A 14,216-nucleotide genomic window follows, 5' to 3' on the forward strand; every position below is an offset into this window, starting at 1 on the left:
CGCTCATTTCTGGATGCATTGGCCGGAGGAAACCGGTGCGCCCAGTGACGGGGCCTGTGAGGCCACCGGGTTGAGGTCGTCCATGGTGAGGGCGAAGCCCATCTCGGCGTCGGAGGTGGCCTTGGCGAAGATCACGCCGGCCACCTGGCCGTCCGTGGTCAACAGCGGGCCGCCGGAATTGCCGGGCTGGACGTTTCCTGCCAGCCGGTAGATCTCCTCCGGTGATGGGTTCTTGCCGTAGATATCCGGCACCAGCACGGTGGTGATGTCCTGGATGGTGGCGGGCCGGGACTGGAAGGGGCCGCCGTGCGGGTAGCCGGCAAACGCAGCCGGGCTGCCGTTGGGCAGGTCCGGGCTGAGCGGCAGCGGCTGGACCGGGAGGTCATCCACCGCCAGGACGGCGAGGTCATGCTTGGTGTCGAAGTACACCACGCGGCCTGGCATCGCGCCGCCGTCGGGCATCTCCACCACCGGCTCCGACACGCCCGCCACAACATGCGCATTCGTTACGACGCGGTCCTCCGAAACAACGAAGCCGGTACCGGTCTGGTTCTGGCCGCACTGGTATGCCGTGCCGGCGATTTTCAGGACCGATTCGGCCGCCCGGTTGAGCGCCGGGGTGTTGGTGCTGGCGTTTGGCACCGCCACTGCCTGGCCCTGGTCCAGGCCTTCGATCAGGGTGGGGATGCCGTTCCCGATCACCTCCGAACGCAGCTGGGCCAGGGTGGCCTTCACGGGGTCCGGAGTCATGCCGTCGATGAAGCGGATGACCTTGGACTCGGCCAGTTGCTGGGAAACAAACGGGACGCCCAAGGAGCCGATGCTGAAGGCCAGCATGGACATCACGAGGGCGGAGACCACCAGGTTCACCGCCCCGCCCACCAGTCGGTCCACGGCCCGCAGGGGCCGGATCCGCATGGCGCCGCGGATTTGCCGGCCGATCATGGTTCCCGCGCCATGGCCCAGGACCACCAGGGCGACGGCGGCGGCCACGATGGCGGTCAGCCGCCAGCCGGAGTCGGTGACGAAGCCGCTCACCAAAGGGACCGCGAAGAAGGCGGCGATGGCGCCGGCGGCGAACCCGGCGATGCCGCCCACCGTGACGAGGAAGCCGTTGCGCAGGCCGTAGACCAGGTAGGACAGCAGCGCCAGGATCAGGACGAAGTCCAGGACAGTCAAGCCGACCACTAAGGCTCCTTATAAGCAGTTGTAGGCTCATTCTAGTGGCGCAGGCTGACAATCTTCTGAGGGTCCCTGCCGCCCCTGCTCCCCGCCGTTTGGGCGTTTTGGCTGCCAAGTTCGTCACAGAACCTTGAAAATTCTGAAACAATGGCACAAGCGCCACAGCCGAAACTTTTATTCAGGAGATTTTATGGACATCGAGGTACTGCGCCGAGCACCCCTTTTCGCCACGCTCGACGACGACGCATTCCGTCTGCTGACGGACGAGCTCACCGAGGTGGACCTCTCCCGCGGTGCTTCGGTTTTCCGTGAAGGCGACCAGGGCGACCAGCTCTACTTCATCGTCTCCGGCAAGGTGAAGCTGGGCCGCACGTCCCCGGACGGCCGGGAGTCACTCCTTGCCATCCTCGGCCCGGGTGAGCTCTTCGGTGAGATGGCCCTGTTTGACCCCAGCCCGCGTACCGCCACGGCCACCGCTGTCTCGGAGACCCGCCTGGCCGGCCTGAAGAACGAAAGCCTGAACAACCTGCTCCGCACCCGCCCCGAAGTTTCCGCTCAGCTGCTGCAGGCCCTTGCCCGCCGCCTGCGCCGCACCAACGACTCCCTGTCCGACCTGGTGTTCTCGGATGTTCCGGGCCGTGTTGCCAAGGCCCTCCTGGACCTGGCAGACCGCTTCGGCCGCCCGGCCACGGACGGAGTCCTGGTGGCCCACGAGCTCACGCAGGAAGAGCTGGCCCAGCTGGTTGGCGCTTCCCGCGAAACCGTGAACAAGGCACTCGCCGAGTTCGTCCAGCGCGGCTGGCTCCGCCTGGAAGCCCGCGCCGTGGTCATCCTGGACATGCAGCGCCTCCGCCAGCGCTCCCGCTAGTCTTCACCGCAAAAAAGGCCGCCCCTGGGGGCGGCCTTTTTGCATGCCCGGTGGTTTGGTGGTTGCAAAGGCCCGGCCGGGCCTTTGTGTCACCGGAAACGCCAGCTCACATCCCGCCGCTTCCCACGCAACGCCCCATCAGATCCTGCCGCTCTCCAGGCAACGCCAGCTCACTTCCCGCTGCCCCGGGCTGCGCTGGCGTCTAGAAATTCACGCCGGATGTGAGCGCGGGTCGGGGATTAAGCGGCCACATCAGAGCGCGTGTTTCGAGCACCGCAGCGGTAAAATTGGCTTAGAGGTGCATGGCGATGTCCGTGGCTATTGTGGTTGTTTTGATCCTGCTGGGCCTGGCTTCTGTGGCCGCGATGGTTGGCACGGTGGCCCTGGTGATCCGGGACGGCCGCGGGCAGATTCCGCTGGAACCTCCCGTTAAACCATGGACGGCAGGGAACCTTCCCAGCCGCCCCTACTCCACGCTCCGGCGCATCTAGCGCAACCGGATCAGCGTTCGCGCTGCGGATCCCCGGCGACGGTCTTGGCCGCTTCGACCTCGAGCAACAGCTTCCCGTCTTCCTCCACGAGGTGCGGCTGGTACACGTGGGCTTTGCGCTTGTAGCTGAGGTACGCGATGCAGCCGTTGGCCATCGCCATCTTTTCGAGCATGATCTCCGAGCCCGGCACCAGGAGTTCCCCGAGGGTGCGGCCTTCCGTGTTCTCCTGGCCCACCTCATCACCCAGGGCCGTGGTGTCGCGGCCGGCAATGACGTCGGCAGCGTTGACCCACCGGCCCCACACACCTTTGCCTTCCAGCAACATGGGCTGCTGGTTCAAAGGAACGGTGGCAGCAAAGTAGCGGGTATCGAACCGGCGGTGGGCGAAGTCGGGGCTGCGCCAGTTGACTAGTGACTTCAGCAGATCGGTGCGCAGTGAGAGTCCCCGTTTGCCGAGGACCTCCGGGAAGGTCTTTTCCTGGTCTGCCACGGCGAGCCGCGCGCGCATCCATTCGGATGTGGACGTGGCCTCAACGGTGCTCGACATGTCCGGGCCGGCGAGGAGCACACCGGTTTCCTCGAAAAGCTCACGGATGGCGCCCACCACGTGGCGGCGCGCCAGCCCGACGTCGCCAGTCCCCATCTGCTCCGCCCAATGCTGCGGTGAGGGACCCAGCCAGCCGACGGGGTCGTCGTCGGCGGCGTCCAGCGAGCCGCCGGGGAACGCGAGGACCCCCAGCGGCGAGGAACCGGGCCGGTAGGCCAGCCAGGTTTCCAGGCCGGTGGGGGAATCACGCAGCAGGACAACAGATGATGCGAGGCGAGCGGCACGGGGGCTTCTCTCGCCGTGTTCAAGCCAGCTCTGCGCTGCCCCTTCAAGGTCTTGAGGGAGTGCAAACAGGCGTCGGGCAAGCTGAGGCAAGGGAAGCGACCGGTCCTAGCTGAATTCGGCGATCAGTTCGACCTCTACCGGAGAGTCGAGCGGAAGGACGGAAACGCCGACGGCGGAGCGGGCGTGCTGGCCGGCGTCACCCAGGACGCGGCCCAGGAGGTCCGACGCGCCGTTGATGACTCCGGGCTGTCCCGTGAAGGACGGGTCCGACGAGACGAATCCCACAACCTTCACGATGCGCGTAATCCGGTCAAGGTCGCCGATGACGCTCTTGACGGCTGCCAGGGCGTTGACGGCGCAGACAGCCGCGTATTTCTGGGCATCTTCGGGGGAAACGGTGGGCTCGTCGGCGTAGCCTTCGGTGCCGGCGGAGACTTTGCCCGTTGCTGGGAGTTTGCCGTTAATAAAAGGCAGCTGGCCGGACGTGTAGACGTGGTTGCCGGAAATCACGGCGGGGACATAGGCGGCCACCGGTGCGGCAACCTCGGGAAGGGCCAGGCCGAGGTCTGCCAGGCGCTGCTCAACGGCGGAAACGGGGGCGGCGGCGGCGCCGGACTGGGCTTCTGCGGCGGTGCTCATGCTACTGCTTCTCCCTCTTCAGGTAGGCAACCAAACCGTTTCCGTCGGGTCCAGTGACTACCTGGACGAGCTCCCAGCCGTCATCTCCCCACTGGTCCAGGATCTGTTTTGTGGCGTGGATAATGAGCGGAATCGTGGCGTACTCCCATTTGGTCATGAGAGAAAGACTAGTCCTTGCCGGTAAAGTGGAAAACATGGCGACTCGTAAGAACCCATTATTCGACACTGCCACCACCCTTGGAAAGATCCTCGTTTTCCTTGGCGTGAGTGCACTTTGTGGTGTCCTGGTAGCAGGCCTGCTGGTCCCCGCGGCAGCCGTCTCCGGCAGCGCAGCCAGTGGTTCGATCGAGTTCTTCGACACCCTTCCGGCGGAGCTGAAGGTTGACCCTCCCAACCAGACCACCAGGATCCTGGCGGCGGACGGCAGCGAGATCGCCAGCGTTTACACGGAGAACCGCACCAAGGTTGCGCTGGACCAGATTTCGCCGTTCATGAAGGATGCCGTCATCGCCGTCGAGGACAGCCGCTTTTACGAGCACGGCGGCGTGGACACCACCGGTATCCTCCGTGCGCTGGTCAGCACCGCGCGCGGCAACAAGCAGGGTGCCTCCACCGTCACGCAGCAGTACGTCAACAACGTCCTCAACGCCAACCTCGCCGCCGAGGGCAACGAGGACCAGATCAAGCTCAACGGTGTGAACAAGGGTGTGGGCGACAAACTCCGCGAGATGAAGCTGGCCATCGCCCTGGAGAAGGAGTTCAGCAAGGAGCAGATCCTTGAGGGCTACCTGAACATCGTGTTCTTCAACCGCGACGCCTACGGGGTGGAGGCCGCGTCCAGGTTCTTCTTCAGCACCTCCGCCAAGGACCTCTCGCTGCCGCAGGCCGCACTGCTGGCCGGCCTGGTGAACAGCCCCTCCGCGTTTGACCCCATCACGAACCCCGAGCGTTCCAAGGAACGCCGCGACCTGGTCCTGGGACTGATGCTGAGCCAGGGCAAGATCACCCAGGCTGACCATGACGCCGCCGTTGCCACGCCGGTGGAAACCAAGGTGACCCAGCCAAAGCAGGGCTGCGCCTACGCGTCCACCGCCCCCTACTTCTGCGACTACGTCCTGCACCTGCTGGAGAACAACACGGCTTACGGCACGGACCTCAAGGAGCGTCAGCGCCTGATCTACGGCGGCGGCCTCACCATCACCACCACGTTGGACCCGAACGCCCAGGCCGCCGCACAAGAGCAGGTCAATGCTTCGGCCGGCGCCAACCCCGACAAATGGGGCGCCGCCATGGTGTCGGTACAGCCAGGCACCGGCAAGATCATCTCGATGGCCCAGAACACCTCGTTCCTGCCCGGCGAGGGCAGCTTCGATTCCCAGTTGAACTTCAACGTGGACAAGCTGGACAAGGACGGCAACGACCTCAACGGCATGGGCGGCGCCCAGCCCGGCTCCACCATGAAGCCGTTCACGTTCGCTGAATGGCTCAACGAGGGCAAATCCATGAACACCGTGGTCAACGCTGCCCAGCGCATCTATCCGCTGAACTTCCCCTGGCGGAACACCTGCGGCAAGGTGACCGGCGGCTACAGCACCGCGCAAAAGAACCAGGGCCTCGGCACCGCGGATGACCTGCAGAACGCAGAACCACAGTGGTACCGGAACCTCTCCGTCCTGGAAGGCCTCTACAACTCCATCAACACCGTGACCTTCGCTTCAGCAGCCCAGCTGGACTTCTGCGGCATCCAGAAGGTGGTTGACGCCGTCGGACTCCACAGCGGCCTTCCCTCCGCGGACGGCAGCGAGCCGAACCCCAAGATCAACATGTCCACGCTGGGTAACCTGCTGGGTTCCACCCAGACCTCGCCGCTGACCATGGCCAGCGCATTCGCCACGTTCGCGAACGACGGCAAGTACTGCGAGGCCATCGCCATCACCTCCGTCAAGGATGCAACGGGCAAGGACCTGCCGGCTCAGTCCACCAGCTGCCGGGACGCGATCAAGCCCGAGGTGGCCCGCGGCGTGAACTACGCGCTGCAGGAAGTCCTGAACCGGGGATCCGGCTCCCTGATCCAGCCCCGGATCTCCACCCGGACCAGCTTCCCCATCGGTGCCAAGACCGGTACCTCCAACAACAACGGCTCCACCTGGGTTGTTGGCCACACCACCGGCCTGGCCACCGCTGCCTGGTTCGGCGACCCCCTGGGCGCCCAGGAGCGCGCCGGCCAGAACATCACCGTCAACGGGAAGTTCTACCAGGGCATCGATGGTTACATGATCGCCGGGCCCATGTTCTCCAACTTCATGTCGAAGATCGCCCCGGCCTACGGCACCAACCCGTTCCCGGCCCCGCCAAGCAACCTGCTGAACGGCGGCGGAAGCACTACACGGACTACCCCATCCACGCCGCAGGCCACCCAGGCACCGTCGGCACCTGCCACCCAGCCCGCACCGCAGCCGAGCAACAACGGAAACGGCAACGGGAACGGCAGTGGAAACGGGAACGGCTAGCCGCCGATGATGTCAACCAGCGCTTTGGCAAGCCGCGCCCGGACCATCGGGCGCGGCTTTGCCGTCACCGCCGGAGCGGGCGCAACGGCGGGACTGGCTGCCTTCGGGTACGGCCTGTGGGAGAAAAACCAGTTTGTCCTCCGCGAAGAAACGCTGGCCATCCTGCCCCCGGGCCAGGAGCCGTTCCGCGTCCTGCACCTGAGTGACATCCACTTTGTCCCAGGGCAGCAAAAGAAGGCTGCCTGGCTGGAATCGCTGGCCGGCCTGGAGCCGGACCTGGTGGTCAATACCGGTGACAACCTCAGCCATGCCAAGGCCGTGGACCCGCTCCTGAAAGCACTCCGCCCCCTCCTGGAGTTCCCCGGCGTCTTTGTGCCGGGCTCCAACGACTACTTCGCGCCCAGCCTGAAGAACCCGGCATCATATTTCCTGGGTCCGTCCAAGGTGAAGCCAAAACCGGTCCAGCTGGACTGGCCGCGGCTGCGCTCGGGCTTTGGCATGGGTGGCTGGATTGACCTGACCAACCGGCACCAGTCGGTGGTCCTGAAGGGCATCCGCTTCGACTTTTCCGGCGTTGACGATCCCCACCTGAACCGGGAACGGTACGCCGGCTGGCCCCGGGGAACCGTGAGGCAGGACTCCACTCCGCACCTCCGGGTGGCCGTGATCCACGCCCCCTACCAGCGTGTGCTGGACCACTTCACTGAGGACGGCGCCGACCTGCTGCTCGCCGGGCACACCCACGGCGGCCAGTTGTGCATCCCCGGCTATGGCGCCCTGGTGTCCAACTGCGACCTCCCCACCTGGCGGGCCAAGGGCCTCAACGACTGGCAGAACAATGGAAGTACGACGCCGGTCAATGTTTCGGGCGGTATCGGCACCTCGCGCTTCGCCCCGGTCCGCATCGCCTGCCGGCCCGAGGCCGTCCTGCTCACCCTCACCTCGCCCAACTGAGTCCGAGCAGAATGCATTACGCAATGCAATAAATTGGCAAGCCCGCTGAAGGGTCCCGATCCCTGTGAATCGCCTCACGCCATGGCATAGGGTAGTTGCTACGGGAAACTACATTCGTTTTAGAGCTTGAGAAGCGGGCATGGCCAAGCAAACTTCATTTTTTCGATCCATCAGTCGCCTCTACCCTCATGTCCGGCCCATCATTCCCCGGCTTCTGTTGGGACTCCTCTGCGCGTTGATGGCCAGCGTTGTTGCCCTGGCCATCCCCCAGGTCCTCCGGGTGCTGGTCAACGAATCGCTCGAGGCGGGCGGGGCAACCGAAGCGGTTTGGATTTCCGCCGGCGTCATCCTGGTACTGGGCATAGCCGAGGCAGGACTGGTGGCCCTGCGCCGGCAGTTCGTGATCAACCCCGCCACCTCCGTGGAAACCGCCATGCGGGTTTCGCTGTATGACCATCTCCAGGACCTTACCGTCTCCTTCCACGACCGCTGGGGCTCCGGCCAGCTCCTGTCCCGCGCCATGACGGACCTGAACTTCCTGCGCCGGTGGATGGCCTTCGGCGCCATCATGCTGGTGGTCACCACCCTCACCGTGATTATCGGCATCACGGTCATGTTTGTGATGAGCTGGCAGCTGGCCCTGATCTTTCTGGCCGCAGCCGCGCCCATCATGGCCTACAGCTTCCGCTTCCGGACCCGTTTCAGCAGGGTGGCGCGCCGCAGCCAGGACCAGGCCGGCGACCTCGCCACCACTGTAGAGGAATCAGTCCACGGCATCCGTGTGCTGAAGGCCTTCGGACGCAGCCGGGAGGCGCTGGAAAACTTCAACGAACAGGCTGAGGAACTCCGCCAGACGGAGATTGAAAAGGCGCGCCACCAGGCAACCTTCACCATGGTGGTCACCCTGCTCCCCGAACTCGCCCTCGGCGCCGGACTGGTGGTGGGAGTCATGCTGTGCGCCAGCGGCCAGCTGAGCATTGGTTCGCTGGTGGCCTTCTTCGCCACGGCCGCCGTGATGGCCTCGCCCGTGGAATTTTCCGGCATGCTGCTCGCCATGGCACTGACTGCCAAGACCGCCGTCGACCGCCACTTCGAGGTGATGGACACTCCCAACACCATCAGCAGCCCTCCGGAACCCCAACGGCCGCACCAACTGGCCGGCGCACTCCGCTTCAACAACGCCACCTTCGCCTTCGAGGATGCACCGGACAAGCCCATCCTCAAGGAGATCACCCTCGACGTCCGGCCCGGCGAAACCATGGCGCTGGTGGGAATCACCGGTAGCGGCAAGAGCGCGCTGATCCAACTGGTCCCGCGCCTGTTCGACGTCACCGGCGGGTCCATCACCATCGACGGCGTGGACCTGCGGGACTTCGAGGTGGCGGAACTCCGCCGGATCGTCGCCGTGGCCTTCGAGGACACCACCCTGTTCTCCAACTCCGTCCGGGACAACGTCCTGCTCGGTGCCCCCGTGCGCTCTGAAGCTGTCCTCGACGAAGCCCTGGACGTGGCCCAGGCGCACTTCGCCTACTCCCTGCCGGAGGGCGTGGACACGCTGATCGGCGAGGAAGGCCTCAGCCTTTCCGGCGGGCAGCGGCAGCGGATTGCCCTGGCCCGCGCCATCGCCGCGCGGCCCCGCGTGCTGGTCCTGGACGATCCCCTGTCCGCCCTGGACGTCCACACCGAGGAGCTGGTGGAAACGCGGCTCCGGGCCGTGCTGAAGGACACCACCACGCTGATCGTTGCGCACCGCCCCTCCACCGTGGCGCTGGCGGACCGGGTGGCGCTGCTCGAGGACGGCCGCATCACCGCAGTTGGCACCCACACCGAACTGCTGGCAGGCAACCACCACTACCGGTACGTGATCGCCAGCCTGGACCCGGAACCCCGCGACCTGGACTCCGAACTGTCCGCCCTTGAGGACCAGGCAGAGGAAGTGACCCGATGAGCACCACCACCTTTGGCACGGCCAACGAGGACAACGCCCACCTCAGCAAAAGCGACAGCAGGGCGGTACGACGACGGTCGCTGGCTTTGTTGCGCAGCCTGATCCGGCCGGTGCGGCTGCGGTTCTGGTTGACGATTGCCACGGTGGTCCTTTCGCAGGCGGCCCGCGTGGCCGGCCCGGCCCTGATCGCCTTCGGCATCGACCACGCACTGCCCGCCCTGCAGGCCGGAGACAACCTCCCCCTGGTGTTCACCGGCGTCGCCTATCTTCTTGCTGCCATTGCGACGGCGGGACTCACCGCCCTGTATGTGACCTCCACGGCGAAACTCAGCCAGGCCATGCTCCTGGACCTGCGCCTGCGGGTATTCCGCCACACGCAGCGGCTGAGCCTGGAGTTCCACGAGAGATACACCTCCGGCCGGATCATTGCCCGGCAGACCTCGGACCTGGAGGCCCTTCGCGAACTCCTGGATTCCGGCGTCAGCTCGCTCGCCTCCGGCATGCTGTTCATGATCTTCACCGCGGTAACGGTGTTCGCGCTCGACTGGCGCAGCGGCCTGCTGGTGCTGGCAGCCGGTGTCCCCATGTTCTTCCTGGCCCGCTGGTACCAGAAGCATTCCCAGATCGCGTTCCGCGAATCCCGGGTGGTGTCCGCCCGTTTGATTGTGCACTTCGTGGAGACGATGACCGGCATCCGCGCAGTGAAGGCTTTCCGCAAGGAGCAGGAGAACGCTGACCGCTACGGAAAGCTCGCCGAGGACTACCGGCTGGTGACCGTCCGGTCCATCAACCTCAACGGCATCTTCCAGCCGGGGCTGGTGCTGATCGGGAACGTGTGCGTGGCCGTGGTGCTGCTCCTTGGCGGTTTCCGCGTCCTCACCGGCGACCTGGCGGTGGGTGTCCTGCTGGCGCTCATCCTCTCCACCAAGCGGTTCTTCCAGCCGGTGGACCAGATGGCCATGTTCTACAACTCCTTCCAAAGCGCGCAGGCGGCGCTGGAGAAGGTGTCCGGACTCCTCGAGGAAGTTCCCACCGTCCGCCCGCCCAGGAATCCCGTGGCCCTTCCCCGCGCCAAGGGAGCGGTCGATTTCAAGGATGTGGAATTCCGGTACGGGGACGGTCCGCTCATCGTTCCCCGGCTGAACCTGCGGATCCCGGCAGGCCAGACGGTAGCGCTGGTAGGCCAGACGGGCGCGGGGAAGTCCACCCTGGCCAAACTGATCGCCCGCTTCTACGACGTCTCTTCCGGTTCCCTGACCCTGGACGGCGTGGACCTGCGCAACCTCAGCACCACGGACCTGAGGCGGAACATCGTAATGGTCACCCAGGAGGCCTTCCTGTTCAGCGGTTCCGTTGCCGACAACATCGCCCTGGGCCGGCCGGAGGCATCCCGGGCCGAAATCGAGGAAGCCGCGAAGGCGGTGGGCGCACACGACTTCATCCTGGAATTGCCCGAGGGCTATGACACCGATGTGAACAAACGCGGCGGCCGGGTCTCGTCCGGGCAGCGGCAGCTCATCAGCTTCGCCAGGGCATTCCTGGCCCGGCCGGCCGTGCTGATCCTTGACGAGGCCACCTCGTCGCTGGACATCCCCTCCGAGCGGCTGGTGCAGACCGGCCTGGCCCGGCTGCTGGCGGACACGGACGCCGCCAGCAGGACGGCTCTGATCATTGCGCACCGCCTGTCCACGGTGGAAACCGCGGACCGGGTCCTGGTGGTGCAGGACGGCCGGATCGTCGAGGACGGCTCTCCCGCGGGGCTGATCGGCGGCGGCGGACGCTTCGCCGACCTTCACGGCGCGTGGAAGGACTCGCTGGTCTGACTGCAGGAGACCGCCGGCCGCCTCCTCGATTTCGCATCGGGGACCCGCATCGGCTATCCTTGTAAAGTTGCTTTTGCAGCGGATCGGGATGTAGCGCAGCTTGGTAGCGCGCTTCGTTCGGGACGAAGAGGTCGCAGGTTCAAATCCTGTCATCCCGACCACGACAAAAGAGGGTCTCCTAACGGAGGCCCTCTTTTTTGCGTGCCCGAACTGTTACCTGCCGGACAGCCGAAGTTTCCGGCAAAGGGGAAGGCTCCGGAGCAGATGCTCCGGAGCCTTCCCCGCCCCCTTTTGTTGAGGAAGCTGTTACATCGGATCAGGCCAGTTGCCGGTGTAGGTGGTGACTGTGCCCTCGCCGCTCGTGTCCGTGGCGGGCTTCTCCTTAGCGGGCTTCTCCTTGACCGGCTTTGACATCGGATCGGGCCAGTTGCCTGTGCGGGCTTCCGCGACGTTCCCGGTGTCAACAACCGAACCCACTGACAGAACGGCCGGAGCCGCAGCAGAGAAAGCCAGGGCTCCGGCCAGAACGGCAGCAGCTGCAATCTTCTTCAACATATGTGTTCCTCAATACGAGTCGGATTCGTTACAAAGCCAGCACTGTCCTTGTTGACATACATTGTAAAATGTTTTCCACAGAGGCTGTCAAGCCTCTGATGCAAAGAGTGTCCGGAAAAGGAGGAAATCCCGTGGGCAACGGATTCGGGGAGAAGCTCCGGGCGGAGCGGCTTGAACGCGGTCTGACACAGGCTGAGCTGGGCAAGGATCTTTACTCCCCCAGTTACATCTCCCTGCTTGAAACCGGCCGACGGGAACCCACCGCGGAGGTGATCGACGAGCTGGCGAAGAGGCTTGAGCTTGCCCCCAAGGCCCTTGAGGCCTGGAGCCAGCCCATCACTGTCAGCGACGCCGAGTACGTCCTGGCGGGCCTGTACGCGCGCCAGGCGTGGGACCTGCGGGACTATCCGCTGGCCGCAAGCCATGCAGCTACCGCCGCACAGATCGCCCTTGACGGCAAGAACACCAGTGCCTGGTGGAACATGTCCTATATGCAGGCCGAATGCCTGATGAAGCACGGCGACCTGCAGGAGTGCCGGGAGATCATCCAGCGCCTGCTGGAGCACCCCATGGCCACCGAGTCGGTGGGCCTGGGCGTCCGGGCCCGGCAGATGCTGGCAACTGTATGCCAGCGGCAGGGCCAGCTGTCAATGGCTGTCAATTACGCCCAGGAGGCCATGGAGCTTTCGCGGCAGCTGCCCAGGAGCTCCACCATCATCGTGGGTGCCCTGCGGGTCCTGATTGGCGCCCTTGCGGAGAGTGGCCGGCTGGACGAAGCGTGGACATCCTGCCAGGACCTTCTCGCCCAGGTGGACGAGCACGCGATGTCCCAGCTGGCCGGCGAGGTCGCCTGGGTGGTGGGCAACGTGGCCTTCATGCGGCACGACTACTCCGAAGGGGTCAAGCACCACGAACGTGCCGCGAAGCTTCTGTCCCCTGCCAACGACATTGAGCTCTGGGCGCGGTTCAACAAGGCATCCGCCGCGGTGCGCCTGTCCTCCGGCATCGTCGAGCCGGAGACCCTGTCCTCCATCGAACGGGCAGAGCTCGCCTTCTCCATCGTGGGCGGAACCAAGAGCGACGAACTGGAGGTCGCCTTCATCCGTGCCCGGTGGCTGTACCTGACCGGGGACATTGTGGCCGCCGTCGAAAAGCTGCGGGAAATCCACGCCGAACGCAACGCGCTCGCCAAGCACACGGCGGGGGAGGTTTCACTGCTCCTGGGCAAGTCGCTGAAGGCCGCGGGCGAAGCCGACGAAGCCCTGGTCCACCTGGAGGAAGCCCAAAAGGCCTTCAGCGCGGCAGGTGCCGCGGACCGTGTCCAGCAGGCCCTGGACGCTGTCCTGGAAATCCGGCTGGCCCAGCAGCGGGCTGCGGCTGCCACCAAGGTCAGCTGAGCCTTGCACCCCGCCCGGAGCCACCGGGGCTCCGGGCGGGGTTGGCTGCTGTCAGGCGAAGGCTTTCCCGGTCAGCTTCTCGTAGGCCTCAACGTAGCGGCTGCGCGTCCGGTCCACCACGTCAGCAGGCAGCGCCGGCGGGGGCGTATCCGAGGACCGGTCCCACCCCGATTCGGCGGACGTGAGCCAGTCCCGGACATACTGCTTGTCGTAGGAGGGCTGCGCCTGTCCAGGCTTGTAAGTCGCGGCGTCCCAGAACCGTGAGGAGTCAGGCGTCAGCACTTCATCGCCAAGGGTGATCGAACCCGAGACGGCGTCGTAGCCGAACTCCGCCTTGGTGTCCGCGAGGATGATCCCCCGCTCCCGGGCGATCTTTTCGGCGGTGGTGTAGATCTTCAGCGTGAGTTCACTGAGGCGGCCGGCAATGTCGTCGCCCACCATCGCCACCACGGCGTCGTAGGTGATGTTCTCGTCATGCTCCCCCACCTCCGCTTTGGCCGACGGCGTGAAGATGGCGTGCTCGAGCCGTGAGCCGTCCACCAGCCCCTCCGGCAGCGGGATGCCGCACACGGTTCCGGACGAACGGTATTCCAGCAGGCCGGAGCCGGTGAGGTAACCGCGGGCGATGCACTCCACCGGGAACATGTCCAGTTTTTTGCAGATCATGGCCCGGCCTTCCACGGCAGCCGGCACGCCGTCCTCCACCGTGGAGGCGAGCACGTGGTGCGCCACGTCCAATTGGTCGAACCACCACAGGCTCAGCTGGGTGAGGATGCGGCCCTTGTCCGGGATCTCGCTGGAGAGGACGTGGTCGAAGGCGCTGATCCGGTCGCTGGCCACCACCAGCACGCATTCCTGGCCCACCCGCTCAACGATGGATTCGTCGGCCGGCTCATACAGGTCGCGGACCTTGCCGGAGTACACGTGCTTCCAGCCGGGCAGGTCCAGCGTGGCAGTGCTGAAGCCGCGCTTCTGCCCATCCTGGGGCAGGCTTTCCTGGGGCAGATTCCCGCTCAT

Annotated in this window: 13 protein-coding genes and 1 tRNA gene; 8 read left to right on the forward strand and 6 right to left on the reverse strand. The window is 65.4% G+C overall.

Annotated elements, in window-relative coordinates:
- Positions 1-3 precede the first annotated feature (3 nt).
- Positions 4-1,188, reverse strand: a complete 1,185-nt coding sequence (locus tag BACI348_RS17460) for a MarP family serine protease (RefSeq protein WP_159828414.1) — start codon at positions 1,186-1,188, stop codon at positions 4-6.
- A 184-nt stretch (positions 1,189-1,372) separates the two neighbouring features.
- Here BACI348_RS17460 and BACI348_RS17465 point away from each other — a divergent pair, with 184 nt between their 5' ends.
- Both BACI348_RS17465 and BACI348_RS17470 read left to right on the forward strand, forming a co-directional pair.
- Positions 1,373-2,050 carry a Crp/Fnr family transcriptional regulator gene (locus tag BACI348_RS17465; RefSeq protein WP_009359192.1) on the forward strand — a complete coding sequence of 226 codons (678 nt, stop codon included), beginning with the start codon at positions 1,373-1,375 and terminating at the stop codon, positions 2,048-2,050.
- Between the two features lie 308 nt (positions 2,051-2,358).
- A complete protein-coding gene (locus tag BACI348_RS17470; RefSeq protein WP_236557616.1) occupies positions 2,359-2,541 on the forward strand; it encodes a hypothetical protein in 183 nt (60 codons plus the stop codon).
- Between the two features lie 10 nt (positions 2,542-2,551).
- On the opposite strand, the gene BACI348_RS17475 is transcribed toward BACI348_RS17470, so the two are convergent.
- From BACI348_RS17475 to sp36, 3 genes are read right to left on the reverse strand one after another with little or no spacing between them, the layout of a single operon-like run.
- Positions 2,552-3,463, reverse strand: coding sequence for an NUDIX hydrolase (locus BACI348_RS17475; RefSeq protein WP_159828420.1), 912 nt, complete (start codon positions 3,461-3,463; stop codon positions 2,552-2,554).
- A 15-nt stretch (positions 3,464-3,478) separates the two neighbouring features.
- Entirely contained in the window at positions 3,479-4,012 is a 534-nt protein-coding gene (locus BACI348_RS17480) for a RidA family protein (protein ID WP_159828423.1), read from the reverse strand.
- Position 4,013: 1 nt separating this feature from the next.
- Positions 4,014-4,169, reverse strand: a complete 156-nt coding sequence (gene sp36, locus BACI348_RS17485) for a Sp36 family protein (protein WP_159828426.1) — start codon at positions 4,167-4,169, stop codon at positions 4,014-4,016.
- Positions 4,170-4,206: 37 nt separating this feature from the next.
- Between sp36 and BACI348_RS17490 the strand changes: the two genes are divergently transcribed.
- From BACI348_RS17490 to BACI348_RS17510, 5 genes are all read left to right on the forward strand, one after another.
- Entirely contained in the window at positions 4,207-6,522 is a 2,316-nt protein-coding gene (locus tag BACI348_RS17490; RefSeq protein ID WP_159828429.1) for a transglycosylase domain-containing protein, read from the forward strand.
- Positions 6,523-6,531: 9 nt separating this feature from the next.
- Positions 6,532-7,476 carry a metallophosphoesterase gene (locus BACI348_RS17495; RefSeq protein ID WP_442858531.1) on the forward strand — a complete coding sequence of 315 codons (945 nt, stop codon included), beginning with the start codon at positions 6,532-6,534 and terminating at the stop codon, positions 7,474-7,476.
- A 139-nt stretch (positions 7,477-7,615) separates the two neighbouring features.
- Positions 7,616-9,424 (forward strand): ABC transporter ATP-binding protein, encoded by a 1,809-nt coding sequence (locus tag BACI348_RS17500; protein WP_159828435.1) that lies wholly within the window; start codon positions 7,616-7,618, stop codon positions 9,422-9,424.
- Positions 9,421-11,247, forward strand: coding sequence for an ABC transporter ATP-binding protein (locus tag BACI348_RS17505; protein WP_159828438.1), 1,827 nt, complete (start codon positions 9,421-9,423; stop codon positions 11,245-11,247). Before BACI348_RS17500 ends, BACI348_RS17505 begins: the two co-directional genes overlap by 4 nt.
- 84 nt (positions 11,248-11,331) lie before the next feature.
- Positions 11,332-11,408, forward strand: a tRNA-Pro gene (locus BACI348_RS17510).
- 145 nt (positions 11,409-11,553) lie between these two features.
- Here BACI348_RS17510 and BACI348_RS17515 read toward each other — a convergent pair.
- Entirely contained in the window at positions 11,554-11,802 is a 249-nt protein-coding gene (locus BACI348_RS17515; RefSeq protein WP_159828441.1) for a hypothetical protein, read from the reverse strand.
- 131 nt (positions 11,803-11,933) lie between these two features.
- Here BACI348_RS17515 and BACI348_RS17520 point away from each other — a divergent pair, with 131 nt between their 5' ends.
- Positions 11,934-13,199, forward strand: a complete 1,266-nt coding sequence (locus tag BACI348_RS17520) for a helix-turn-helix domain-containing protein (RefSeq protein WP_159828444.1) — start codon at positions 11,934-11,936, stop codon at positions 13,197-13,199.
- Positions 13,200-13,250: 51 nt separating this feature from the next.
- On the opposite strand, the gene BACI348_RS17525 is transcribed toward BACI348_RS17520, so the two are convergent.
- Complete coding sequence (locus BACI348_RS17525) at positions 13,251-14,216, reverse strand: phosphoribosylaminoimidazolesuccinocarboxamide synthase (RefSeq protein ID WP_159828447.1); 966 nt, start codon at positions 14,214-14,216, stop codon at positions 13,251-13,253.

Origin of the sequence: Arthrobacter sp. 9AX, from assembly GCF_902506095.1 — a bacterium.
GTDB lineage: Bacteria > Actinomycetota > Actinomycetes > Actinomycetales > Micrococcaceae > Arthrobacter.